This is a genomic window from Bradyrhizobium sp. USDA3010, assembly GCF_056429065.1.
Genome location: NZ_JBWJZD010000031.1, coordinates 49,964 through 74,936, shown reverse-complemented (window position 1 = coordinate 74,936; position 24,973 = coordinate 49,964). Strand labels below are relative to the sequence as shown.

Below are 24,973 nucleotides of genomic sequence, written 5' to 3'. Positions count from 1 at the left end.
ATGCCCAGGTTTGAACGCGCGGCGCTGTTGAAGAAGTTTCACGCCATGATCGCACGCGGCGAGCCGATCGTCGGCGGCGGCGCCGGCACTGGCCTATCGGCAAAATGCGAGGAGGCCGGCGGCGTCGACCTGATCGTGATCTACAATTCCGGCCGCTATCGCATGGCCGGCCGCGGCTCACTCGCCGGACTGATGCCCTATGGCGATGCCAATGCGATCGTCGTCGAGATGGCCGCCGAGGTGCTGCCGGTCGTGACCAAGACGCCGGTGCTCGCCGGGGTCAACGGCACCGATCCGTTCCGCGACATGGATGTGTTCCTCGACCAGCTCAAGGCGATCGGCTTCGCCGGCGTGCAGAACTTTCCGACCGTCGGCCTGATCGACGGCACCTTCCGCGCCAATCTCGAAGAGACCGGGATGTCCTATGCGCTCGAGATCGACATGATCGCGAAGGCGCATGACAAGAACATGCTGACCACGCCCTATGTGTTCAGCGAGCAGGAGGCGACCGCGATGGCGATCGCGGGCGCCGACATCATCGTCTGCCATATGGGCCTGACCACCGGCGGCACGATCGGCGCGCAGACCGCGCTGAAGCTCGCCGACTGCCCTGCTCGGATCGAGGCCTGGGCCGAGGCTGCGCTCAGCGTCAATTCGAACATCATCGTGCTCGCGCATGGCGGTCCGATCGCGGACCCCGCGGATGCCGATTTCATCATGAAGAAGACCCGCAACTGCCACGGCTTCTACGGCGCCTCCTCGATGGAGCGCTTGCCGGTCGAGCGGGCGCTGACGGATCAGGTTCGCAAGTTCAAGGCGATCGGCGCGCGCTAACGCGCCGTGACCAAGGGAGGAAGACATGTCGGGGATGCTGGTCGGTGAATTGATCCTCTGGCTCATCGTCGCAATCGTCGCGATCGTCATCATCGTCTATGTGGTGAACTGGCTCTACCACCGTTCATCGAAGGAAACCTCCTTCGTCCGGACCGGTTTCCTCGGCGAACGGGTGGTGATCAACGGCGGCGCCTTCGTGCTGCCGTTCATCCACGACTACACGCCGGTCAACATGAACGTGCTGCCGATGGGGATCGTGCGCTCCCGGCAGGATGCCGTGATCACCCGCGACCGCATGCGCGTCGACATCGAGGCCGATTTCTACGTCCGGGTGCAGGCGACCCGCGAGGCCGTCTCGATCGCCGCCGCCACGCTCGGCCGCCGCACCATGGAACCGGAACAGCTGCATACCCTGCTCTCGGGCAAGTTCATCTCCGCGATCCGCTCGGTTGCTTCCGAGATGACGATGGAGCAGATGCACGAGCAGCGCGGTGAATATGTCGCCCGCGTCAAGGCCAACGCCGCCGAAGCACTGGCGCAGAACGGCCTCGAGCTCGAGTCGGTCGCGATCACCGACCTCGACCAGACCGACCTCGAATATTTCAACCCGTCGAACCGATTCGACGCCGAAGGCCTGACCCGCCTGATGGAGGACATCGAGGCCAAGCGCAAGCTGCGCAACGACATCGAGCAGGACTCGATGATCAAGATCCGCTCCCGCAACCTGGAGGCCGAGCGGCAGGCGCTCGACATCGAGCGCGAGAGCGAGACCGCCCGCCTCGAGCAAGAACGCGACATCGAGATGCGCCGCGCCCTGCAGCGCACCGAAGTCGCACGCGAGCGCGCGCTGCGCGAGACCGAGGCCGAGCAAGCCCAGATCACGGCGCGCGAAGCCATCGAAAAGGCCCGCATTGCCAACGAGCAGGCCATCACCGAGGCCAGGATCGCGTCGGAACGCGAGACCCGGCACCGGGAGATCGAGCGCACCCGCGCGGTGGAAGAGCGTGAATTGCTGGCGCGCGAGGAGATCGAGAAGGCAAGGATCGCCAACCAGCGCTCGGTCGACACCACCCGCATCGCCTCGGAACGCGAGGTCCGCCAGCGCGAGATCGAGCGGATGCGCACGGTGGAAGAGGCAGAGATCGCGGCCCGCGAGTCGATCGAAAAGGCCCGCATCCAGCAGGACCGCGTCGTCACCGACGCCCGCATCGCCAATGAGGAAGAGACTCGCCGGCGTGAGATCGAGCGCACCCGCGCCGTCGAGGAAGCCGAGATCGCGGCCCGCGAGGCCACCGAGAAGGCGCGCATCGCCCAGACCATGACGGTCAATGTCGAGCGCATCTCCTCCGACGAGCGCACCCGCGCGCTGGAGATCCAGCAGGTGCGGACCATCCAGGAAGCCGAGATCGAGGCGCAGAAGTCGGTAGAGGCCGCCCGGATTGCGCGCGAGAAGACGCTGGCAGCCGAGCGCATCGCCGCCGACCACACCACGCGCAAGCTCGAGATCGAGCGCAACCAGGCGATCGAGATCGCCGGGATTACCGCGCGCGACGCTACCGAGGCGTCGCGGATCGCGCAGGAGGAACATGTCCGAGCACTCGAGATCGCCCGCACCCGTGCGATCGAGGAAGCCGACATCGCCTCGCGCGAATCGATCGAGGCCGCGCGTATTTCGCAGGAGAAGTCGGTCGCGGCGCAGCGCATCCGCGCCGAACGCGAGACCCGTGCGCTCGAGATCGAACGCACCGGAGCGATCGAGGCCGCCGAGCTGAAGCGCCGCGACGCGGTCGAGCGACAGCGGATCGATGTCGAGCTGGCGCTGGAGAGCGAGCGGATCACCTCCTCCAAGACCCGCGAGGTGCTCAACATCGACCAGAAGCGGGCGATCGAGCTCGCCGATGAGGAGCGCGTGATCGCGCTCGCCGCCAAGCGCTCGGAGCGGATCGATGCCGACCGGCAGGTGAAGCAGGCCGAGATCACGGCCCGCAAGGAGGTCGAGACCACCGATGTGAGCCGCGAGCAGGCGCTGGAGGCGGCGCGCATCGAACGGCGCCGCGCCATCGAGCAACTCGAGGTCGCCCGCAATCAATCGCTGCAGGAGGCCGAGATCGCGGCGCGTGAAGAAGTCGAGCGCGCCCGCATCGCCTCCGACCGTGGTCTCGACGAGGCGCGGATTGGCCGCGAGCGCGAGCTGCGCAAGCTGGAGGTGAACAGGGAGAAGGACGTCGAGACCGCCTTGATGGAGAAGGCGATCGCGCTGCACCAGAAGTCGCTGGAGGAATCCGCGGCGCGCGCCGCCGCCGAGGACGCCAGGGTCCATGCCACCGAGGCGGCCGAGCGCGTCGTCACCGCGCGCGAGAGCGAGATCGCCAAGCGGCGCAAGACCGTCGAGGTGCTGCTTGCCGAGAAGCAGGCCGAGGAAACCAGGATCGCGGCCGGGGCCGAACGGGTCCGTGCTACCGTCGAGGCCGAGGCGCAGCGCCTGCTCAACGAGGCCGAGAACGTGCTGACCGACCAGGCGCGCTACTCGCTGTTCCGCCGCAAGCTGCTCGACCGGATCGAGGGCATCGTGCGCGAGAGCGTCAAGCCGATGGAGAAGATCGAGGGCATCCGCATCCTCCAGGTCGACGGGCTCAATGGCAACAGCAATGGCGGCGGCACCTCGCGCAGCGCCACCGACGAGGTGATCGACTCGGCGCTGCGCTACCGCGTGCAGGCGCCGCTGATCGACTCGATCCTCTCGGACATCGGCGTCGAGGGCGGCAGCCTCGCCAAGATGCCCGGCCTGATCCGCGAGGCTCGCGACATGCAGGGCATCAAGGAGAGCGCACGCAAGAGCGGCGGTGACGCCAAGCCGGCAGCACCCGAAGGCGGCGGCGAGCCGCGCCCCGAACGCACGCCGCGCAAGAAGGACTGAGCTCGCAACATGGCACGAGTCTACGTCTCCACCGTCGTCAACGCCCGCAACGACCGGGTCTGGGCGCGCGTCCGCGATTTCAACGGGCTGCCGAACTGGCACCCTGCGATCGCGGAGAGCCGGATCGAAGGCGGCGAGCCCTCAGACAAGATCGGCTGCGTCAGGGATTTTCGCCTGCGCAACGGCGATCGTATCCGGGAGAAGCTGCTCGGCCTGTCTGACTACGACATGTTCTGCACCTACTCGATCCTGGAATCGCCGATGGGCGTCGAGAACTATGTCGCGACGCTGCGGCTCACGCCGGTCACCGACGGCGACCAGACGTTCATGGAATGGACCGCCGAGTTCGACTGCGCGCCGGAGCGCGAGACGGAACTGGTCAACAATATCGGCGGCGGCGTGTTCCAGGGCGGCTTCGACGCGCTGAAGCGGGCGTTCGGAGGGTAGGCCGTGCCGCATATCGTCAAGAGCACGATCCTGGATGCACCGACCGATTCGGTGTGGGCCGTGCTGCGCGATTTCAACGGCCATGACCGCTGGCACCCGGCGGTCGCGACCAGCGGCATCGAGCGGGCGCAGCCGTCCGACAAGATCGGCTGTGTCAGGCGCTTCAAGCTGAAGGACGGCTCAGAGCTGCGCGAGCAGTTGCTCGCGCTATCCGACCTCGAACAATCGTTCAGCTATTGCCTGCTCGATACACCGGTCCCGATGTTCAACTACGTGGCGCATGTCCGCCTGCTGCCGGTCACCGACGGCGACCGCACCTTCTGGCACTGGGAGTCGCGCTTCACGACGCGGACCGAGGACACGGATCGCATCACGCAGATGGTTTCGGAAGACATCTACCAGGCCGGCTTCGACGCCATCCGCCGGCATCTGAAGGAGGCCGCGTAAGCGGGGTAGGACATCATGCCAGTCACGGTGAAGACCTTCACCAGCACCAATGAGGCCGCGGCGGCGCTGTCGTCGGATCGCAGCGCCCGCTATCTCGGCGGCGGCACGCTGGTGATGCGGGCGCTGAACGAGGGCGACATCTCGATCTCGACCGTCGTGCGCGCCAGCGACCAGGCGATGACGCGGATCGACACGTCGGGCGCGCGGATCGTGCTCGGCGCCGGCGTCACCTTCGCGCGCATCCTGGCCGAGCGCGATCTCGGCTTCCTGCACGGCCCCGCCCGCTCGATCGGCGGACCGGCGGTGCGCAACATGGGTACGGTCGGCGGCAATCTGTTCGCGCCGGTGCCGTATGGCGACTTCACGGTCGCGATGCTCGCGCTCGACGCCGTCGTGTCGGTGCAGGGCGGCCTTGGCGGCCGCGAGATCGGAATCGAGGAATTCCTGCAATCGCGCGACCGGCAGGCCGGCACGCTGGTGCTCGCGATCTCCTTTGCCAAGCCCGGCAGCGCTGACGCCTTCCGCTACCGCAAGATCGCGCGGATCAAGCCCAAAGGCGGCGCGGTGATGACGCTCGCGGCGCATCTGCCGGTCAACGGCAGCCGCATCGTCGGCGCCCGCGTCGCGCTCGGCTCGATGGCGCCGACCCCGATCCGCGCCCGCGCAGCCGAGCGCGCGCTGGAAGGACGCTCGCTCGACGCCTCCACGATCAGTGCTGCGGCCGCGGCAGCCGTCGAAGGAACTTCGCCCGGGGACAATGCACTCGCCAGCGCCTGGTATCGTCGCGAGATCGTCGGCGTGCATCTCAGGCGCCTGTTGTCCGGTCAGGAATAGATCGTCATGGCCAAGACCCCTCTGCAATTCCGCCACAACGGCCGCGACGTCGCGATCTTCGTCGACGGCGGCACCAATCTTCTGGTCGCGCTGCGCGAGCTGATCGGCGACATGACGCCGAAATTCGGTTGCGGTCAGGGCGGCTGCGGCACCTGCAGCGTGCTGATCGACGGCGAGCTGCATCTCTCCTGCCTGACGCTGGCCGAAACGGTCGCCGGCCGCTCGGTCGAGACGCTCGACGGCATCAAGGACGGTCCCACCCTGCATCCGCTGCAACGCGCCTTCGCCGACAATTTCGCCGCGCAGTGCGGCTACTGCACGCCGGGCATGCTGATGGCCGCGAAAGCGCTGCTCGATCGCAATCCGCAGCCAAGCCGTGCCGAGGTGGTCGAGGCGATCTCCGGCAACATCTGCCGCTGTACCGGCTATGAGCCGATCATCAACGCCGTGCTGGCAGCCGCTTCCGGCGGCCGGGCCCGCGCGTAAGGGAACAGTGCCATGCTGGAATTGCGCAAGGATATCTTCGCCGACGAGCGCGACGACAATCTGAAGGAAATCGGCAAGGGCACGCAGCGTCAGGACATGCTTGGCCATGTCACCGGCACCTCGCCCTATTTCGACGACCACAAGCTGCAAGGCATGCTGCACCTGAAGGTGGTCCGCAGCGCCCATTCCCATGCGCGGCTGCGCCGCATCGACACTTCGGAGGCCGAGCGGTCGCAAGGGGTGCGGCGCGTGATCCGCGCCTCCGACGTGCCGCGCAACTTGAACACGCTGCTCAGCCTAATCAATTTCGGCAAGGACGACGAGCCGTCGCTCGCCGTCGACAAGGTGCGCTACAAGGGCGAGCCGATCGTCGCCATCGTCGCTGACAGCCCGCGCGAGGCCTTTGAGGCCATCGCCAAGGTCAAGATCGACTATGAGCCGCTTCCGGCGGTGTTCGACGTCGAGGATGCGCTGAAACCGGGCGCGCCCGTGGTCAACGAGGTCTATCCGAAGAACACCTTCACCTATCACGAGACTTACGATCGCCAGCAGCTGCGCTTCGGTGATGCCGACCGGGCACTCGCCGCGGCCGACCATGTGCTGGAGCAGCGCTACCAGATGTCGCCGATCGAGCATGCGCCGACCGAGACCAACGGCTCGATCGCCGCGCCCGACACCAACGGCCGCTACATCGTCTATACGTCGACACAGGCACTGTTCTTCTCGGTCGACACCTGCGCCAAGATCCTCGACGTGCCGTCCAATACCTTCCACTTCATCGGCGGCACGGTGGGCGGCGGGTTCGGCGGCAAGGTCGATACGCTGACCGAGCCGCTGTGCATCCTCGGCGCGATGCTGACCGGGCGTCCGGTGCGCTACGTGTTCGGGCGTGAGGAGGAAATGCAATACGGCCCGCCGCGCGGCGCCGAGCGCATCTACATCAAGGATGGCGTGATGCGGGACGGTCGCGTCGTCGCCCGCAAGGTGCGCGCCTATTTCGACAGCGGCGCGTATACGCGGCTGTCGAGCTATGCCGCGGTGAAATGCGCCGCGCATCTGCCCGGCCCCTACACGATCCCGAACGTCCATGGCGACGTCTACTGCGTCTTCACCAACCGCACGCCGGCGACCGCGATGCGCGGCTTCGGCGTTACGGCGATGGATTTCGCGATCGAGTGCCAGATGGACAAGCTCGCCCATCTGGTCGGCATGGACCCGATGGAGTTCCGGATCCTCAATGCGTATCGCGACGGCGACATGAAGGCGCACCGCCGCGAGGCCAAGAACACCGCGCTGATCGAATGCGTGCAGGTCGCCGCCGAGAAGGCCAAATGGCCGCTCCGCGAGGAGTTCAAGCAGATGTCGTCGCGCAAGGATGGTGGCGGGATTCGAGCCGCCGTGACGCTGACGCCGCGGGAACCGCACGCGCCGGCGGCCGCACCGGCCCAGCAGCGCACGACGTATGACCGCGCGCCGGCCGCGACCCGCGAGCCGCCACCACCGCCGCCCTCCTCGCCGCCACCGTCGCCTCCCCCGACGCGACCGAGCGCGCCGTCGCACGGCGCCACCCGCTTCTCGTCTGTCTTCGGCACCAGGAGGCGCTGACCATGACCCGGCATCGTGGACGCGGCATCGCGTCGGTCAATTACCCCATCGGCATGAATCTCGGCGGCGATCCGAGTCAGGCGCTGGTGCACTCGAATCCGAGCGGCAAGTTCACCGTGGCGCTGTCCTCGATCGATCTCGGCCAGGGCATGAAGTCGGTGACGCGGCAGATCTGTGCCGAGACGCTTGGCGTGCCGGTCGAGGACGTCTATGTCGACACCGCGGATTCCGACACCGGCCCGCACTGCATGGGCTCGTTCGCCTCGCGCGGCACGCATCGCGTCGGCAACGCTGTGATGGCCGCGGCGCGGGAGGCGCGCGGCGTGATGATGGAGGCGGCCGCCGAGGAGCTGGAGGTCAACGCCGCCGATCTCGAGACCGACGGCCGCGGCAACATCCACGTCAAGGGCGCTCCGCACCGTTCGATCTCGACCAAGGACGTCGCGATCGCCGCGCAGTTCAAGCAGGGCAAGACGATCTCCGGCCGCGGCATCTTCCTGGTGCCGCTGTCCGACGTCGATCCTGAAACCGGCGAGATGTCGCCGGCGACATGTTATGCGCATGCCTGTCTCGTCGCCGAGGTCGAGGTCGACGACGAGACCGGCGAGGTCGACATGGTCAGGATGGATTCTGCCTATGAGCTCGGGCGCGCGCTCAATCCGCGGCTGGTCGAGCAGCAGCTGGTCGGCGGCGCCTGGATGGGCGTCAGCCACGCGCTCTACGAGACGCCGGAGCCGTATTATCCAGAGCCGGTGCATGGCCCGCGCGATTTCGTCGAATATCTGATGCCGGGTCCAGGCGACATCTGCCCGCACGACATCGCGGTGCTGGAACGTCCGGCGCCGGATGGCCCGTTCGGCGCCAAGGGACCCGGCGAGATGTGCGCCAATCCGGTGCTACCCGCGGTCGCCAACGCGATCTTCAATGCCGTCGGGGTGCGGATCGACGATCTGCCGATCACGCCGGAGAAGGTGCTGCGCGCGATCCGGGCACAGGGCGGCGCGCGGCCGCAACCGCGGCGCTGAGGTCACTTCATGCCGGTCCGCAGCAACATCGTCGGCATCGACAGCCCCGAGGCGCTGGAGAAGGCGCTGCGCGCGGCCTATTACCTCGCCGACGATGGCATCGCGACCGCCGCCTATCTCTCGCTCGCGCTCGGCAAGCCGCTGCTGCTCGAGGGGGCGCCGGGTGTCGGCAAGACCGAGGCCGCCAAAGCGATCGCCGCCGTGCTTGGCCGCCGGCTGATCCGCCTGCAATGCTATGAGGGCATCGACGCATCCGCCGCACTCTATGAGTGGAACTATCCGCGCCAGATGCTGGCGATCCGGCAGGCGGGCGAAGAGAGCATCGACATCTATGGCGAGACCTTCCTGATCGAGCGGCCGATGCTGGCCGCGTTGCGCGCGCCGGATGCGACCGTTCTTCTGATCGATGAAATCGACCGTGCCGATCAGGAGTTCGAGGCGTTCCTGCTCGAATTCCTGTCCGACTTCCAGATCTCGATCCCCGAGCGCGGCACCGTGCGCGCCACCGAGCATCCCGTCGTGGTGCTGACCTCGAACCGGACCCGCGATCTGCACGAGGCGCTGCGGCGGCGCTGCGTCTATCACTGGATCGATTATCCGAATGCCGAGCGCGAGGCGCGGATCGTGATGATGCGGGCCTCCAGCGTCGCCGAGGCAACTGCCCGCGCCGTGGTCGCCGCGGTCGGCCGGCTGCGCCGCGAGCCACTGAGCAAGGCGCCGGGTGTTGCCGAGGCGGTCGACTGGGCCGAGGCCGCGACTTTGCTGCACAAGGGCGGCGCGCGCTGGCCGGACGCCTTCAAGCGCTCGATCGGCGTCGCGCTGAAGGACGAGGAGGATCTTCACTTCATCTCGCCCCGGCTCGATGCGATCATCGCGGAGGCAGCCGCGTGAGCGACGACCTCAAGCTGCCGCACGCCGCGCAGATCTTCGTGTCCTTTGTCGCGCTGCTGCGCGCCAACGGCTTCTCGGTCGCGCCGGAGCAGACCACGAGCTTCCTCGCCGCAATCGAGCTGCTCGGGCCGCGCAGCCTCGAGCACATCCGCCGGGCCGGTCTAGCCACGCTGGCGCCGCCGCCGGAGCGCCGTGCGACGTATGACCGGCTGTTCGACATCCATTTCCGCGGCGCTGATGCGATCGAGCAGGCCGAAGGCGAGGACGAGGAGACTGTCCGCCTGCAGGAGGAAGGTCGCGGCGAGGACGAGCCGCCGCTTGCCGACGAGGCCAACGAATCCGGCCTCGCCGCCGCGCGCGCCGAAGCGCTGGTCGAGCGCCGCTTTGCGCAGACTGCAACCAGCGATCCGCTGCGCCGGCTGGCGCGCGAGGCGGCACAGCGGCTGCCGCGGCGCCGCGGCCACCGGCGACGGCGTGCGAGGAGCGGCCCGTTCGCCGACCTGCGCCGCACGCTACGTGAAAGCGTGCGCAATGACGGCGAGGTGCTGCGGCTCGGACGGATGCGCCGCCGCCACCGCCCACGCAAGATCCTGTTCCTGATCGACGTCTCCGGCTCGATGAAGGCGCGCACCGAGGAGAATATGCGACTCGCGCATGTGCTGGTGCAGGCGGCGGGCAATGTCGAGGTCTTCACCTTCGGCACAAGGCTGACCCGCGTCACCCCGGCGCTGCGGCTGAAGCGCCGCGAGCAGGCGCTGAACGCGGCCTCCTTCCTGGTCAGCGACTGGGACGGCGGCACAAGGATCGGCGACGCGCTGCAGGCCTTCCTCGCCGTGCCGCGGTTCGGCGGATATGCCCGCGGCGCCGCGGTGGTGATCGTCTCCGACGGTCTCGAACGCGGCGATCCGGCCACGCTGCGCGATGCCGTCGCAAAGCTGTCGCGCCGGGCCTGGCGCGTGAGCTGGCTGACGCCGCTCGCGACCTCACCCGGCTTCAAGCCGCAAACCGAGGCGCTGATCGCGATCCAGCGCTTGGTCGATGATCTCGTGGACGGCGGATCGAGCGCGGCAGTCGTTGCGCACCTGCTGTCGCTTGGAACAAGGAGAGCTGCGTGACCGGCATTGTCGACGGACATCATCACATCTGGCGTCAGGCCGATCTCGCCTGGCTGTCCGGCCCGATGCAGCCGCGCATCTTCGGCCCCTACGAGCCGATCCGCCGCGACTACCCGATCGAGGAATATCTCGACGACCTCAAGGGGAGCGGCGTCACCCGATCGGTCTATGTCCAGACCAACTGGCCGAACGGCCAGTTCGAGGACGAGGCGGCCTGGGTGCAGCAGACCGCGGATCAGCACGGCTGGCCGCACGCGCTCGTCGCCTATGCCGATTTTTCCGTCGACGACGTCCGGCCGCAGCTGGATCGACTGAAGCGTTATCCGCTGGTACGCGGTGTGCGCATGCAGCTGCACTGGCACGAAAACCCGCTTTATCGCTTCGCAGCCCGCCCCGATCTCTGCACCGATCCGGTGATCCGGCGCAATGTCGGCCACCTCGCCGACTATGGCTGGAGTTTTGACCTGCAGGTGTTCGCACCGCAGATGGCCGAGGCTGCCGGTCTCGCCGCAGCCTGCCCCGACGTGACCTTCATCCTGCAGCACGCCGGCATGCTGGAGGATCTGTCGCCACAAGGCCGCGCCACCTGGCGCGCCGGCATGGCCCGGCTCGCGCAATGTCCCAATGTGGTGTCGAAATTGTCCGGGCTCGGTACCTTCATCCACCGCAACGACGCCGCGCATATCGCCGGCGTCATGATCGACACGGTCGCGATCTTCGGCGCGGACCGCTGCCTGTTCGGCTCGAACTTTCCGATCGAGAAGCTGTGGACCAGCTACCGCGATCTCATCGACGCCTTCAAGGCGGCCGCCGAACGGCTCAGCCGCGAGCAGCGCGAGGCGATCTTCAGCACGACGGCGGCGCGGGTCTATCGGCTGGGGCCATAGGCGCGCTGCGGACGAACGCAACAACGAACACGAATTGGGAGGGAGAAAGATGCCGTTGGAGATCAAGATCCTGGACTATGGCGATATCGAGCTGGAATCGAGCTTCCTCGTGCTCGGGCACAATTGCGGCCGCACCCGCCGCGTGCTGACGCTCGGCTTCCTGATCCTCGGCGGCCCCTACCCCGTGCTGGTCGATACCGGCTACCGCTCCAACCAGATCATGGAGACGCTCGGCATGCGCGGCCTCCAGTTCCACGAGAACATGATCGAGAACCAGCTCGCCCGCCACGGCGTGCGGATGGGCGACGTCCGCTTCGTCTGCCACACCCACCTGCACATCGACCATGCCGGCAAGGACGATCTATTCCCGATGAACACGACCGTCGTCGTCAACCGCAAGGAGCTGGAGTACTCGGTCTCCGGCCTGATGCACCCGCAATATCCCGCACCCGACATCAAGCACCTGATCGACCGCCTGCACACCAAGAGCGCGCTGCGCTTTCTCGATCTCGAGATCACCGGTCCGGTCGAGCTGATGCCGGGCGTCTATTGCGATGCCGCCAACGCCCATACCGAAGGCTCGATGAACATCCACGTCCACACCGCCGACGGCATCGCGACGATCTGCGGCGACGTGATCTATGATTTCAACGACCAGATCGTGACGCCGTTCAACGAGATCCAGGACGCCGAGCCGCGCACCACCGGCAACCACGGCACCAGCAAGCGCGCCGAGAAGGCCGCGATCAAGAAGCTGCTCTCCAGCTCGCGCTATCTGCTGCCGGTGCACGATCGTCCGGCGAAGATCGAGGGCGGCATGTTGGTCGGCCGCCTGCACGACCAGGTGCCCGGGCCAGTCGTGCAGAGCCTGCCACAACGCAGCTGGTTTCCGGCGTAACAGCGAGGACGAACGCGATGACGCATGTCACGCTGCGCGCGGAGTTCGAAGACCTGATCGACCCCTACGCGCCGGTCGGCCAGGTCGGAACGGGCTTCGATTTTACCGAGGGGCCAATCTGGCATCCGGTCGATCACTTCTTGCTGTTCTCCGACATGCCGGGCGACGTGCGCCGGCGCTGGGATGCGCAGCGCGGCGTGCTCGAGGTCAGGCGTCCGTCGAACAAGTGCAACGGCATGACCTATGACGCCGACCTCAATCTGATCGTCTGCGAGCACGCGACCTCCTCGCTGATCCGTGAGCGGCCCGACGGGCGGCGCGAGGTGCTGGCCTCGCATTACGAGAACCAGGAACTCAACAGCCCGAACGACGTCTGCGTGCATTCCTCGGGCGCGATCTATTTCTCCGACCCCTGGTACGGCCGCATGCCGGTCTATGGCGTCGAGCGGCCGCGCCAGCTCGGCTTCCAGGGCGTCTACCGCGTGCCGCCCGGCGGCGGCGCGGCGAAACTGCTGGTCGACCGTTATCTGTTCGAGCAGCCGAACGGGCTATGCTTCTCGCCCGACGAGCGCATCCTCTATGTCAACGACACCGTGCAGGCGCTGATCCGCGCCTTCGATGTCGGCGCCGACGGCTCGCTCGCCAATCCGCGTGTGTTCGCCTCCGGCATCCGCTCCGAGCTCGAGCCCGGCCTGCCCGACGGCATGAAGTGCGACCAGCGCGGCAATGTCTGGGTCACCGCACCCGGCGGCGTCTGGGTCTATTCGCCCGGCGGCGATCTGCTCGGCAAGGTCCGCCTGCCCGAGCTCGTCGCCAACCTCGCCTGGGGTGGCGCCGATTTCCGCACGCTCTATCTGACCGCGACCCATTCGGTCTACGCGATCCCGACCAAGGTCGGGCCGCGCCATGAGCCCTATATGAGCGGCAAGCGTGGCGCGGCGAGTGCTCCATCGTCCGCACCTGCGCCCAACCTGACCGCCGGCGAGATGCAGATCGATCCGCAGCGCTGCGCGATGATCATCCAGGACATGCAGAACGACGTCATCATGGACGGCGGCGCGTTCGCCTCTTCCGGCGCGCCGGCCCATGCCCGCCAGCAGCACGTCGTCGAGAATGTCCGCCGCGTCGCGGAGGCCGCGCGCGCTCGTGGCGTTGCCATCATCCATGTCTGGTTCGTCGTCGAGCCGGGCGCGCCCGGCGTGACGCTGAATGCGCCGCTGTTCGAGGGGCTGGTCGACAGCAAGGCGATGGTGCGCGGCAGCTGGGGCGCGGCGCCGGTCTCCGGGCTCGAGCCGCGCCCGGGCGATTTCGTGGTCGAGAAGATGCGGATGAGCGCCTGGGAAGGCACCCGGCTCGAGACCATCCTGAAAGCCACCGGCCGCGACATGATCATCAACACCGGGGCCTGGACCAACATGTCGGTCGAGCACACCGCGCGCACCGGCGCCGACAAGGGCTATTTCATGATCGTGCCGGAGGATTGCTGCTCGACCATGAATGCCGACTGGCACAACGCCGCGGTCAATTTTGCCCTGCAGAACGTCTCCGTGGTGACCAACGCCGACACCGTCATCAAGGCGCTTGGCTGAGGAGGCGCAGTGCCGAAGCTGCTTCACGTCGCCTGCTCTCCCCGCGCCGATTCGGAATCGGCAGCCGGCGCGCGCGTCTTTCTCGATCGCTTCCGCGAAATGCGGCCGGACTGGGAGATCGACGCGATGAACCTGTGGCGCGAGCCGTTGCCGGAGTTCGAGGGTTATCTCCTCGAGGCGAAATACGCCCGGATCGGCGGCAAGAGCTTCACCAATTCGCAGCACGATGCCTTTGCAATGGCCGAGCGCCTGGCGCTGCGGCTGTCGCTGGCCGACCGCGTGCTGATCTCGACGCCGATGTGGAATTTTTCCATCCCCTACAAGCTCAAGCAGTGGCTCGATGTCATCATCCAGCCCGGCCTGACCTTCCGCTTCGATCCGGCGCAAGGCTATCTGCCGCTGCTCAAGGACCGCCCGACGGTCGTGATCATCGCCAGCGGCAGCGACTTCGTCACCGGCATGAACCGCGGCCGCATCGACATGGCGACGCCCTATCTGCGCGAGGTGCTGCGCTTCATCGGCGTCAGCGACGTCCGCTTCGTGCCGATCGGCCCGACCACCGGCCCCGCCGAGCCGATCCGCGCGTCGCGCGAGGCCGCGCACCGCCGGCTCGCGGAGATGGCGGGGCGGTTTTGACCTGCTCTCACCGCATCGTCGTCCCTGCGAAAGCAGGGACCCATAACCACAGGGTCGTGTCGTTGAAGCGAGCTGTGGCGCCAGCTCAGCAAAAGCAGTGCTCACTGGTGGTTATGGGTCCCGGGTGCGCTTCGCTTGCCCGGGACGACACCAAATTTGTTGCACGTTCGGCGGACATACATCCGCATTCTCGCGACGGCGCTAATATTCCCTACGTTTCCGCCGCGGGAAACACGAGCCTGCACAACAGTCCCGGTGCGTTGTCGCGCAATTCGATGCGCGCGCCGTGCAGGCTTGCGACCGCCGCGACCAGGCTGAGGCCGAGGCCGTTGCCTGGCGTATAGCGGCTTTGCTCGAGCCGATAGAAGCGCTTGAAGACGCGATCGCGCTGCTCTGCTGGGATGCCGGGGCCGTTGTCGGCGACCGAAATCACCGGACCGCCCTCGTCGTTGTCGCAGGTCACGGTCACCCGTCCGCCCGGACGGCCATGCTTGATGGCGTTGTCGACCAGATTGGCGATGGCGTCGAACAGGAGGTCGCGATCACCGGTGACCAATACTGCCGGATCGCCCGCCAGGTCGAGATGGGTGGTGACCTCTTCGGCGGCGGCGTCGTAGAGCTCGACCACCTCGCCTGCGATCTCGACCAGATTGACGGTGCGGAACGCGCCCTTGCGAGCCCGCGTCTCGATCTCGGAAATCCGCGTGATCGATGCGAACATCCCGAGCACCGCGTCGAGATCGGCGATGGTGTCGCCGATCAGCGCCGCATCGCCCTCCCCGTTGCGCGGGGCGTGATAGGCCTTCTCGAGCCGGCCGCGCATGCGGGTCAGCGGCGTGCGCAGGTCGTGGGCGATATTCTCGCTGACCTGCTTGACGTCGCCCATCAGGGTCTGGATGCGATCCAGCATCAGATTGAGATTCTCCGCGACGCGATCCCATTCGTCATGACTGCCATGGAGCGGGATACGCTGGTCGAGGCCGGAGAGCATGATGGCGCGACTGGTCGCATTGATCGACTCGATCCGGCCGACGGTCCGCCGCGTGACTCCGATGCTGGCGGCGGCCGCAAGGCCGATGATCAGCACGACGACCGCGATCCCCGCGGCCCTGATCTGCGCCATGAAGCCGTCGAGATCGCTGATGTCGCGGCCGACCAGCAACCGATCACCGCCTGGCAAGGTCTTCGTCACGGCGCGCACGAGCGCGGTTCCCGAAGGCAGCTGTGGCAGCGAGGTTCGAAATTCCGTCCAGCCGTCCACAGCGGTGTCGGCCGGCCATTGCTTGAGATTTCCTGCAAACACAACGGAGCCGGGGCCGACCAGCAGATAAACCTGATCGGAAAGACTCTTGTTTGCGATGCGTTGCGCGATCAGCGCGGTCAGGCCATCGCGGCCGGACCGCGCATAGGCATCGTCGAGGCTCGCCTGCTCGGTCATGATGGCGCGGTCGGACCTGTCGCGCACATAGGACAGGGTCGACCAGTAGACATAGGCGAAGATCACGGACACGATCAGGCCGAACGCACCGATCGCGATCAACGCCAGGCGGAACGTCGACGACCTGAGCGTCTTAGCCAGGAGCACGGAGGCAGTACCCGATGCCGCGGATCGTGTGGATCAGCGGATAGGCTTGCTGGTCGTCGACCTTGCGGCGTACCCGGCCGACATAGACGTCGATGATGTTGGTGGAAGGATCGAAGTGCAGGTCCCACACGTGCTGCAGCAGCATGGCGCGCGATACCACGCGGCCTTCGTTGCGCGCGAGATATTCGAGCAGCTGAAATTCCTTCGGCAGCAGCGGAATCTTGCGGCCGCGGCGGCTTGCCGTCCGCGCGATCAGATCGACCGCGAGATCGCCGACCCGCAGGATGGTCTCCTTGGCAACGGTTTCGCTGCGGCGGCCAAGCGCCTCCAGCCGCGCCAGCAGCTCGACAAAGGAAAACGGCTTGACCAGATAGTCGTCGCCGCCGGCGCGCAAGCCGCGTACGCGATCATCGACCTCGCCGAGCGCACTGATGATCAGGAACGGCACCGCGATGCCGTCGTCGCGCATCTGGCGCATCACCGTGATGCCGTCGATGTCGGGCAGCATGCGATCGATCGTGATCACGGCATAGTCGCGCGCCGCCCCCTGGCTCAGCGCCTCGCGGCCGTTCGCCGCCAGATCCACGTCATAGCCGCTGGTGGTGAGTTCCTCGACGAGCTGACCGGCGGTTTCCGGATCGTCCTCGACGACGAGAATGCGGCGGTGGGCTCCGGTCATGGTCTTGAACCCTCCGAGCTGTCCTGAACTCCCCGAGTCCTCAAACTCTCCGAGCGCCCCGCGACGGTCGCCGCCAGACTATCCCATTCCGGGGCTGGATGGAACGCCTGGCGACGGCCGCCACAACGGTGCGGTTGATTGGGCGATCACCAATAGTCCCCGCACACATTGACCCATTGCAGACCGTAAGCCGTCCATACCCTGCGGTAGCAGCCGTAGTCATAGCCGGCATAGAGATAGGGCGCGCCGAAGAACGCGAAGCGATGGAAGCGGTGGTGGTGGTGAAAGAAACCGCCATGATGGAAGAAGCGTCCGCCATGGAATCCGGCGCCCGCGAAGCGAGGCCCGACTGCCGGTGCGCCCGTGAAGCGAGGACCGCCACCAAAATGCCCACCGGCAAAATGTCCGCCGCCGCCCATGGCGGCAAACGCCATGCCCCCACCGCGCATGCCGCCGCCGAAACCACCACCATGCATTCCGCCACCAAAACCGCCACCGTGCATGCCGCCGGCCATGGCGCCACCAAAACCGCCGCCATGGCCGCCGCCGAAGCCACCGCCACCGCCGTGCCCACCACCGCCACCGCCGCCACCTCTGGCGAAGGCTACGGGTGCAAGCGCGACGCTGACGGCTAGCGTCGCCGCCGTGAGAAGCGTGAAGAGCCTGTTCGTCATGAAATCCTCCGTGATTGGGACCGCGGCAAACCTCGTGTCGCCGCACGCAGAGCATGATCAGAAGACGCAAGCGTGAGGCCGACTTCAACTGACAAATGCGCCAGATTCTGACGCCGGATTTAGGATTGGCGAGGAGGCCGGCACGCGCAGCAAATGGCTGGATCGCGGGCCGCGCTTGCGTTGGCCGGGATCGACGGACATTTGGCTGGAATCAGCGGTTAGCGCGCGTTGAATCGATCCGCCGGGTTTCTTAATCCTGCAGCCATCCAAGAAACGACGTCGTCGTGGCGGGATCGTAGACCCGGTTCACAATTTGTCGATCACCGGGTCCCCCCGTCGCGCCGGCCGTAACCCATCCGCGATGCAACCCGGCTTCCCTCGGTGCCGGGACGACGAGTGCTGACTTCCAGCAAGGAGCTTTCGATGAGCGACGAGATCAAGAGACCGTTTCTGACCCACGCCTCCGGCGCACCCGTTGCCGACAATGTGAACATCATGACGGCGGGTCCGCGCGGGCCGGCGCTATTGCAGGATGTCTGGCTGATCGAGAAGCTGGCGCACTTTCACCGCGAAGTGATCCCGGAGCGTCGAATGCACGCCAAGGGCGCCGGCGCGCACGGCACCTTCACCGTCACCCACGACATCACCCGCTACACCAAGGCCAGCATCTTCTCGGAGATCGGCAAGCAGACGCCGATGTTCGCGCGGTTCTCCACCGTTGCCGGCGAGCGCGGCGCGGCGGACGCCGAGCGCGACATCCGCGGCTTCGCGCTGAAATTCTACACCGATGAAGGCAATTGGGACGTGGTGGGCAACAACACCCCGGTGTTCTTCTTCCGCGATCCCCTGCGCTTCATCGACCTCAACCACGCGATCAAGCGCCATCCGCGCACGGGCGTGCGCGACCCCGACATGAACTGGGACTTCTGGACGCTGCTGCCGGAAGCGCTGCACCAGGTCACCATCGTCATGAGCGAGCGCGGCATTCCGAAGAGCTTCCGTCACCAGCACGGCTTCGGCAGCCACACCTACAGCATGATCAACGCGAACAACGAGCGCGTCTGGGTGAAATTCCATTTCCGCACCCGGCAGGGTGTGCAGAACCTGACCGACGCCGAGGCCGAGGCACTGATCGGCAAGGACCGCGAGAGCCACCAGCGCGATCTGTTCAACAGCATCGAGCGTGGCGATTTCCCGCGCTGGACGCTGTTCATCCAGGTGATGACGGACGCGCAGGCCAAGGCCTTCCCGTTCAACCCGTTCGATCTGACCAAGGTGTGGCCGAAGGCGGATTATCCGCTGATCGAGGTCGGCCATTTCGAGCTCAACCGCAATCCGGAGAACGTCTTCGCCGAGGTCGAGCAGGCGGCGTTCACGCCGGCCAATGTCGTGCCCGGCATCGGCTATTCGCCGGACAAGATGCTGCAGGCTCGCCTGTTCTCCTATGGCGACGCGCAACGCTACCGGCTCGGCGTCAACCACCACCAGATCCCGGTCAACGCGCCGAAATGTCCGTTCCACAGCTATCACCGCGATGGCGCGATGCGCACCGACGGCAATCTGGGCGCCACGCTGACCTACTGGCCGAACAGCCACGGCGAATGGACCGACCAGCCGCAACTAAACGAGCCGCCGCTCGAAATTGTCGGCGCGGCGGCACATTGGGATCACCGCGTGGACGACGACCACTGGCAGCAGCCGGGCGATCTGTTCCGCAAGATGAATGCCGCACAAAAGCAGGCGCTGTTCAACAACACCGCCCGCCAGGTCGGCCAGGCGTCGAAGCACATCCAGGAACGGCATGTTGCGAATTGCGGCAAGGCCGATCCGGCCTACGGCAAAGGTGTCGCGGATGCGCTGGCCAAATTCGCGGCGGGAAAGCTGTAGAGGAAAATGCAGGGGCGGCGAGCTCGGCTTGCCGCCCCTAACGCGCTGCCTAGGTCGGCTTGCCGCGCCCGCTCTTCTCGGCCGCGCGGCGCAGCGCCTCGGCGAGCGCGCCGCCGCCGGACTGCTCCTGCGGACGGCGCGGGGCTGATGACGTCATCTTGGCCGAGCCGCGCGAGAAATCGCGCGACGGTCCCGCATTGTCCTTCTTCGGCCCGATCTCGTCGTCGAGCCGCAGCGTCAGCGCGATGCGCTTGCGCGCGACCTCGACGTCCAGGACCTTGACCTTGACGATGTCGCCCGGCTTCACGACTTCACGCGGGTCCTTGATGAAATTCCTCGACATCGCCGAGATGTGCACCAGCCCATCCTGGTGCACGCCGATATCGACGAAAGCGCCGAAGGCGGCGACATTGGTCACGGTGCCTTCGAGGATCATGCCCTTCTTGAGGTCCTTGACCTCCTCGACGCCGTCCTTGAACACCGCCGCCTTGAACGCCGGACGCGGGTCGCGGCCGGGCTTTTCCAGTTCGCGCAGAATGTCGGTGACGGTCGGCAGACCGAACGTGTCGTCGACGAAGGATTGCGGCCTGAGCCCGCGCACCACGTCGGCGTTGCCGATCAGCGCCTTGATGTCGCTCTTGGTCGCCTCGAGGATGCGGCGCACCACCGGATAGGCTTCCGGATGCACGCCGGATGAATCGAGCGGGTCCTCGCCGTTGCTGATGCGCAGGAAGCCGGCGCATTGCTCGAACGCCTTCGGCCCGAGCCGCGGCACCTCCTTCAGCGCCTTGCGCGACTTGAACGGGCCGTTGGCGTCGCGGTGCTGTACGATGCTCTGCGCCAGCCCCTGCCCGATGCCCGACACCCGCGAGAGCAGCGGCACCGAGGCGGTATTGGCATCGACGCCGACCGCGTTCACGCAGTCTTCCACCACGGCATCGAGCGAGCGCGCCAGCTTGGCCTCGCCGAGATCGTGCTGGTACTGGCCGACGCCGATCGCCTTCGGATCGATCTTGACGAGCTCGGCCAGCGGATCCTGCAGGCGCCGCGCGATCGAGACCGCGCCGCGAATGGTGACGTCGAGGTCGGGCAGTTCGTTCGAGGCGAAGGCGGAGGCCGAGTAGACCGATGCGCCGGCTTCCGAGACCACGATCTTGGTCATCTTGCGCTCGGGCAGCCGCTTCACGAGCTCGGCGGCGAGCTTGTCGGTCTCGCGCGAGGCGGTGCCGTTGCCGATCGCGATCAGCTCGACGCCATGCTCGATCGCGAGCTTGCCGAGAATGGCCAGTGCCTCATCCCAGCGCCGCTGCGGCTCGTGCGGAAAGATCGCCGTATGCGCCACCACCTTGCCAGTGGCATCGATCACCGCGACCTTGACCCCTGTGCGATAGCCGGGGTCGAGCCCCATGGTGGCGCGCGGGCCGGCCGGCGCCGCCAGCAGCAGGTCGCGCAAGTTTGACGCGAACACGCGCACCGCCTCGGTCTCGGCCGCGGTCCACAGCCGCATCCGCAGGTCGATGTTGAGATGGATCTGAATCTTGGTGCGCCAGGCCCAGCGTACCGTCTCCGTCAGCCACTTGTCGCCCTTGCGGCCCTGGTTGGAGATCGCAAAGCGGTTCATGATCCGGAGTTCGTAGAGGCCGGGCACACCCGCCACAGGCTCCTGCGCCTCCGGCTTGATCGCGAGGTCGAGGATCTCTTCCTTCTCGCCGCGGAACAGCGCCAGAATGCGGTGCGACGGCAGCTTCGGCAGCGGCTCGGAGAAATCGAAATAGTCCTTGAACTTCTCGCCTTCGGTCTTCTTGCCGGTGCGGACGGTCGAGGCCATGATGCCGTTCGACCACATCTCCTCGCGCAGCGCGCCGATCAGGTCGGCATCCTCGGCGAAGCGCTCGACCAGAATCGCACGCGCGCCGTCCAGCGCGGCGGCGACGTCGGCGACCTGCTTTTCGGCATTGACGAAGGGAGCAGCGGCCTCGTTCGGATCGTTCTGCGGCTGGGTCAAGAGGAGATCGGCGAGCGGCTCGAGGCCGGCCTCCTTGGCGATCTCGGCCTTGGTGCGGCGCTTCGGCTTGTACGGCAAATAGATGTCTTCCAGGCGGCCCTTGCTGTCGGCGGCCATGATCTGGGCCTCGAGCGCGGCGTCGAGCTTGCCTTGCTCGCGGATCGAATTGAGCACCGCGGTACGGCGCTCTTCGAGCTCGCGCAAGTATGTCAGCCGCTCTTCCAGCGTGCGCAGCTGCGCGTCATCGAGCGCGCCGGTGAGCTCCTTGCGGTATCGCGCGATGAACGGCACCGTGGCGCCGCCGTCGAGCAGCGTCACCGCCGCCTCGACCTGCTCGTCGCGAACTCCCAGCTCCTGCGCAATCTGATGATGGATCTTTGCCACGCCTGTCTCTCTCACCCCGTTGCGCCGCCAAATCACCGATGGCGCGGACGCCGCTTATGGACCATCCCGGAATGATTCATCAAGGCGCGCTGTGGATCAAATTTGGCGCGCCGCACGCGCTATTTCCGGGATGTTGCCCGTCCGCGGCTTGACAAATAGACCCGCGCCGCATTGCCGCCGAAAATCGCAGCTCTTGCCTCACTTGACAAATCAGCAAGCAAGGTCCCTGCCGCGGCGAACCATTGCGCATAGCCGCCGGCGAGATTGACGACGGGCCAGTCGCTGCCCCACAGCATCCGCTGCGGCCCGAAACATGCCAGTACATGATCCACGGCCTCGCGCAAATCGGCGACCTGCCAGTTCGGCGCCGCCTCCGTCGCAAGGCCCGACAGCTTGCAGACGACGTTGGACCGCGCGGCAAGGCTTGCGACGTCGTCCTTCCAGGCCGCAATGTCGCCGGATGCGAGCTGCGGCTTGCCAAAATGGTCGAGCACGAATTGCAGGTCCGGATGGCGATCGACCACCTGAACAAGCCGTGGCAAATGGCGCGGCAGCACCAGTGCGTCGAACACGAGACCGTACTGCGCCATGGCCTCGAGCGGCGCCGCCAGTTCCGGCCGCAGCAGCCAGTCGTCGTCGGCGACGTCCTGCACCATCGGCCGCAAACCGACCAGCAGTTCGCGCCCGGCGATCATATCGACCCGCGTCGCGGCATCGTCGGCATCGAAGTCGATCCAGCCGACCACACCGCGCACCAGCTCCGCGCCTTTGGCGACGTCGAGCATGAACGCCGTCTCCGCCTCGGTCGGCGCCGCCTGCACCAGGATCGTGCCCTCGATGGCGGCCGCGGCGAGATGCGGCATCAGGTCGGCCAGGCCGAAGTCGCGGTAGATCGGCCCGCGTTCGGGCGTCAGCCAGCCGTAATCGGCGCGCGCCAAGTTCCACACATGGTGATGGGCATCGATCCGCATCATGCCGGCACCGGCGCGTGCTGATCGAGCAGCCCCTCGGCTTTCAGGTCGCGCCACAGCGCAGCGGGGACGGGCGACGACAAGGCGGCAGCGTTGCGCTCGACCTCCTGCGGCGTCTGCGCGCCGAGCACGACGCTCGCGACCGCCGGATGGCCCAGCGCGAAATGCAGCGCAGCGGTCGCGAGCGCCACGCCGTGGGCGCGGCAGACGCGCTCGATCGCCGCCACCTTCTGCATCACGTCAGCCGGCGCGTCCTTGTAATTGTACTTGGCGCCGGCAACCGCGCCGGTCGCCAGGATGCCGGAATTGTACACGCCGCCGAGCATGACACCGATGCCCTGCGCTTGCGCGAGCGGCAGGAATTCGGCGAGCGCGTGCTGCTCGAGCAGCGAGTAGCGGCCGGCGAGCAGCATGGTGTCAAACGTGCCGGCCCTGGCGAAGCGCTCGCACATCTCGGCCTCGTTGACGCCGATCCCGATGCCTTTGACCACGTGCTCGGCGCGCAATTTGTCGAGCGCGACATAGGCGCCCTCCATCGCCTCGCGGAACCTGGCTTCGATCGCATCGGCACCGTGGGTCCAGACGTCGACGTCGTGGATCAGCAGCAAGTCGATATGATCGGTGCCGAGCCGCAGCAGCGACTGCTCGACCGAGCGCATGGTGCCGTCATAGGAATAGTCGACCACCGCGCGATGCGGCTGGCCGCCGACGAAATTGGAGCCGTCGCCGCGCCCCTGGAACGGATCCATCCAGCGCCCGACCTTGGTGCAGACGACGATGTCCTCGCGCGCCACGCGGCGCAGCGCGGTGCCGCAACGATGTTCGGCGAGACCATGCCCATAGAGCGGTGAGGAATCGAGCAGGTTCACACCCAGTGCGAACGCCCGCTCCGCTGCTGCGATCGCGGTGGCGTCGTCGAGCCGCGCGAAGAGGTCGCCGAGCGGCGCCGTGCCAAAGCCGAGAATGGAGACATCGAGCCCGGTGCGGCCGAGCCTGCGGCGTGGCAGCGCCGACGCAGGCGCCGGATGTAAGGATGGAGATTGGTTCACCGTGACGGCTCCCTTGCAGTTTTCTTGCTTGCCGGGAGAGTAGCCTTGCGGGCGCGCCGAACACAAGCGGACGCGCGTCACGTGCGGACACGCCATCAAGCGATGGTCGAAAGTTCCGTACCATTGTGGATCTGACGTAACGACGCGATCCTATTCGTCGTCGGAGTTGATCTCGTTGGTCACATTGTCGACCACGACGGGGCTCTCGAAATATGTGACCGTCGGATCCGCGCCGTATTTCTCGCGGGCGCGGGCGCGCCACGCATCGGTGTACAGCGCTTCCGCCTCGCCCCTCGAGTTCCAGAAATAGATGCCGCCCGCCGTCATGCCGTCCTCGGACAGCACATAGGTCTTTCGAAACAGCCCCGGCACGTCGCGATAGAGCGGTGCGGTGCTCAGGAAGATGCTGCGCGCTTCCTCGCGCGTGACCGGCTTCGGCAATCTGAACGTCGTGACGGCGGTGATCATCTGGACCTCCTGGGCATCATTCTTGACATGATTGTCAATCTTGACGATAGTGTCAACAATGGTCTGCCGGAGCAAACCGAATGGTAGGCATGCGTCAGTTTGACGAGAACGAGGCGATCGCAACCGCGCTCGACGTGTTCTGGCGCAAGGGGCTGCACGACGCGACCATGCAGGACCTCGCGGCGGCGACCGGCGTGCAGCGCGGCAGCCTTTACAACGCCTATGGCGACAAGGAAGCGATCTTCCTGCGCGCCTTCGATCAGTATGCCGGGCAGTTCCTGGAGGCGGCCGGCAACGCGCTGTCCCACGGAGACGCCGCGACGGGGCTGAGACAGTTCTTCGACATGATCATTATCAACATGACTGACGGTTCGCCGCCGCGGGGCTGCCTGACCACGCGCACCGCGCTCGACGCGGCCATTTCAAGCGCGGATGTGCGTCAGCGGGTGCAGGATGTGCTCACGCGGCTTGAGCAGCTGATCGGCAAGGCCATCGGCACGGCGCCGGGCAAGCGCAGCGCGGCCGATGCGAACCGGCTGGCGCGCGTCATCGTGACGTACACGCGCGGGCTGGCGGTGATGGAGCGCGCCGGATACAGCCGCAAGCAGTTGAGGGAATTGGCCGCGACGTTCATCGACGCGGTCGTCGGCAACGCCTGAG

22 protein-coding genes and 1 pseudogene are annotated in these 24,973 nt (G+C 66.6%); 16 read left to right on the top strand and 7 right to left on the bottom strand.

Annotated elements, in window-relative coordinates; genetic code table 11:
* The 14 genes from AC066Y_RS33770 to AC066Y_RS33705 are packed head-to-tail and all read left to right on the top strand — an operon-like array spanning position 1 to position 14,611.
* The gene (locus AC066Y_RS33770) at positions 1-834 is read left to right on the top strand and encodes a phosphoenolpyruvate hydrolase family protein (RefSeq protein WP_478277647.1); all 834 of its coding nucleotides are present in this window, start codon (positions 1-3) and stop codon (positions 832-834) included.
* Positions 835-859: 25 nt separating this feature from the next.
* Complete coding sequence (locus AC066Y_RS33765) at positions 860-3,751, top strand: flotillin family protein (RefSeq protein WP_478277646.1); 2,892 nt, start codon at positions 860-862, stop codon at positions 3,749-3,751.
* Positions 3,752-3,760: 9 nt separating this feature from the next.
* Positions 3,761-4,198 carry an SRPBCC family protein gene (locus AC066Y_RS33760; protein ID WP_194458956.1) on the top strand — a complete coding sequence of 146 codons (438 nt, stop codon included), beginning with the start codon at positions 3,761-3,763 and terminating at the stop codon, positions 4,196-4,198.
* Positions 4,199-4,201: 3 nt separating this feature from the next.
* A complete protein-coding gene (locus AC066Y_RS33755; RefSeq protein WP_478277645.1) occupies positions 4,202-4,645 on the top strand; it encodes an SRPBCC family protein in 444 nt (147 codons plus the stop codon).
* A 15-nt stretch (positions 4,646-4,660) separates the two neighbouring features.
* Positions 4,661-5,479, top strand: a complete 819-nt coding sequence (locus AC066Y_RS33750) for an FAD binding domain-containing protein (protein ID WP_478277644.1) — start codon at positions 4,661-4,663, stop codon at positions 5,477-5,479.
* 6 nt (positions 5,480-5,485) lie between these two features.
* Positions 5,486-5,965: a (2Fe-2S)-binding protein gene (locus tag AC066Y_RS33745; RefSeq protein ID WP_478277643.1), complete on the top strand. Its 480-nt coding sequence runs from the start codon at positions 5,486-5,488 to the stop codon at positions 5,963-5,965.
* Positions 5,966-5,977: 12 nt separating this feature from the next.
* Positions 5,978-7,570: a xanthine dehydrogenase family protein molybdopterin-binding subunit gene (locus tag AC066Y_RS33740; protein WP_478277642.1), complete on the top strand. Its 1,593-nt coding sequence runs from the start codon at positions 5,978-5,980 to the stop codon at positions 7,568-7,570.
* Positions 7,571-7,572: 2 nt separating this feature from the next.
* On the top strand, positions 7,573-8,595 hold the full coding sequence (locus AC066Y_RS33735) for a xanthine dehydrogenase family protein molybdopterin-binding subunit (protein WP_021075858.1): 1,023 nt from the start codon (positions 7,573-7,575) through the stop codon (positions 8,593-8,595).
* 9 nt (positions 8,596-8,604) lie between these two features.
* Positions 8,605-9,486 (top strand): AAA family ATPase, encoded by an 882-nt coding sequence (locus AC066Y_RS33730; protein ID WP_478277641.1) that lies wholly within the window; start codon positions 8,605-8,607, stop codon positions 9,484-9,486.
* Positions 9,483-10,601 carry a vWA domain-containing protein gene (locus tag AC066Y_RS33725; protein ID WP_478277640.1) on the top strand — a complete coding sequence of 373 codons (1,119 nt, stop codon included), beginning with the start codon at positions 9,483-9,485 and terminating at the stop codon, positions 10,599-10,601. The genes AC066Y_RS33730 and AC066Y_RS33725 overlap by 4 nt, the downstream gene beginning before the upstream one ends.
* On the top strand, positions 10,598-11,488 hold the full coding sequence (locus tag AC066Y_RS33720; RefSeq protein WP_478277639.1) for an amidohydrolase family protein: 891 nt from the start codon (positions 10,598-10,600) through the stop codon (positions 11,486-11,488). Before AC066Y_RS33725 ends, AC066Y_RS33720 begins: the two co-directional genes overlap by 4 nt.
* Positions 11,489-11,537: 49 nt before the next feature.
* Positions 11,538-12,386, top strand: a complete 849-nt coding sequence (locus AC066Y_RS33715; RefSeq protein WP_478277638.1) for an MBL fold metallo-hydrolase — start codon at positions 11,538-11,540, stop codon at positions 12,384-12,386.
* A gap of 17 nt (positions 12,387-12,403) precedes the next feature.
* Positions 12,404-13,975 (top strand): isochorismatase family protein, encoded by a 1,572-nt coding sequence (locus tag AC066Y_RS33710; protein WP_478277637.1) that lies wholly within the window; start codon positions 12,404-12,406, stop codon positions 13,973-13,975.
* A 9-nt stretch (positions 13,976-13,984) separates the two neighbouring features.
* Entirely contained in the window at positions 13,985-14,611 is a 627-nt protein-coding gene (locus tag AC066Y_RS33705; protein WP_478277636.1) for an FMN-dependent NADH-azoreductase, read from the top strand.
* A gap of 211 nt (positions 14,612-14,822) precedes the next feature.
* On the opposite strand, the pseudogene AC066Y_RS33700 reads toward AC066Y_RS33705, so the two are convergent.
* The 3 genes and pseudogenes from AC066Y_RS33700 to AC066Y_RS33690 all read right to left on the bottom strand — a co-directional run.
* Positions 14,823-15,758 (bottom strand): annotated as a pseudogene (locus AC066Y_RS33700) (sensor histidine kinase); the annotation flags it as partial.
* A 424-nt stretch (positions 15,759-16,182) separates the two neighbouring features.
* Positions 16,183-16,875 (bottom strand): response regulator transcription factor, encoded by a 693-nt coding sequence (locus tag AC066Y_RS33695; protein WP_021075850.1) that lies wholly within the window; start codon positions 16,873-16,875, stop codon positions 16,183-16,185.
* Positions 16,876-17,021: 146 nt separating this feature from the next.
* Positions 17,022-17,549 carry a hypothetical protein gene (locus AC066Y_RS33690; RefSeq protein WP_478277635.1) on the bottom strand — a complete coding sequence of 176 codons (528 nt, stop codon included), beginning with the start codon at positions 17,547-17,549 and terminating at the stop codon, positions 17,022-17,024.
* Positions 17,550-17,972: 423 nt separating this feature from the next.
* Here AC066Y_RS33690 and AC066Y_RS33685 point away from each other — a divergent pair, with 423 nt between their 5' ends.
* Positions 17,973-19,436, top strand: coding sequence for a catalase (locus AC066Y_RS33685; protein WP_478277634.1), 1,464 nt, complete (start codon positions 17,973-17,975; stop codon positions 19,434-19,436).
* Between the two features lie 49 nt (positions 19,437-19,485).
* On the opposite strand, the gene AC066Y_RS33680 is transcribed toward AC066Y_RS33685, so the two are convergent.
* The 4 genes from AC066Y_RS33680 to AC066Y_RS33665 all read right to left on the bottom strand — a co-directional run bounded on the left by AC066Y_RS33680 (position 19,486) and on the right by AC066Y_RS33665 (position 24,313).
* Positions 19,486-21,825 carry a Tex family protein gene (locus AC066Y_RS33680; RefSeq protein WP_478277633.1) on the bottom strand — a complete coding sequence of 780 codons (2,340 nt, stop codon included), beginning with the start codon at positions 21,823-21,825 and terminating at the stop codon, positions 19,486-19,488.
* Between the two features lie 119 nt (positions 21,826-21,944).
* A complete protein-coding gene (locus tag AC066Y_RS33675; protein WP_478277632.1) occupies positions 21,945-22,799 on the bottom strand; it encodes an amidohydrolase family protein in 855 nt (284 codons plus the stop codon).
* On the bottom strand, positions 22,796-23,845 hold the full coding sequence (locus AC066Y_RS33670; RefSeq protein WP_478277631.1) for an aldo/keto reductase: 1,050 nt from the start codon (positions 23,843-23,845) through the stop codon (positions 22,796-22,798). Before AC066Y_RS33670 ends, AC066Y_RS33675 begins: the two co-directional genes overlap by 4 nt.
* Positions 23,846-23,995: 150 nt before the next feature.
* Positions 23,996-24,313 carry a monooxygenase gene (locus AC066Y_RS33665; protein WP_478277630.1) on the bottom strand — a complete coding sequence of 106 codons (318 nt, stop codon included), beginning with the start codon at positions 24,311-24,313 and terminating at the stop codon, positions 23,996-23,998.
* A gap of 89 nt (positions 24,314-24,402) precedes the next feature.
* On the opposite strand from AC066Y_RS33665, the gene AC066Y_RS33660 reads away from it, so the two are divergent.
* Complete coding sequence (locus AC066Y_RS33660; RefSeq protein WP_478277629.1) at positions 24,403-24,972, top strand: TetR/AcrR family transcriptional regulator; 570 nt, start codon at positions 24,403-24,405, stop codon at positions 24,970-24,972.
* The last annotated feature ends 1 nt before the right edge of the window (position 24,973 follow it).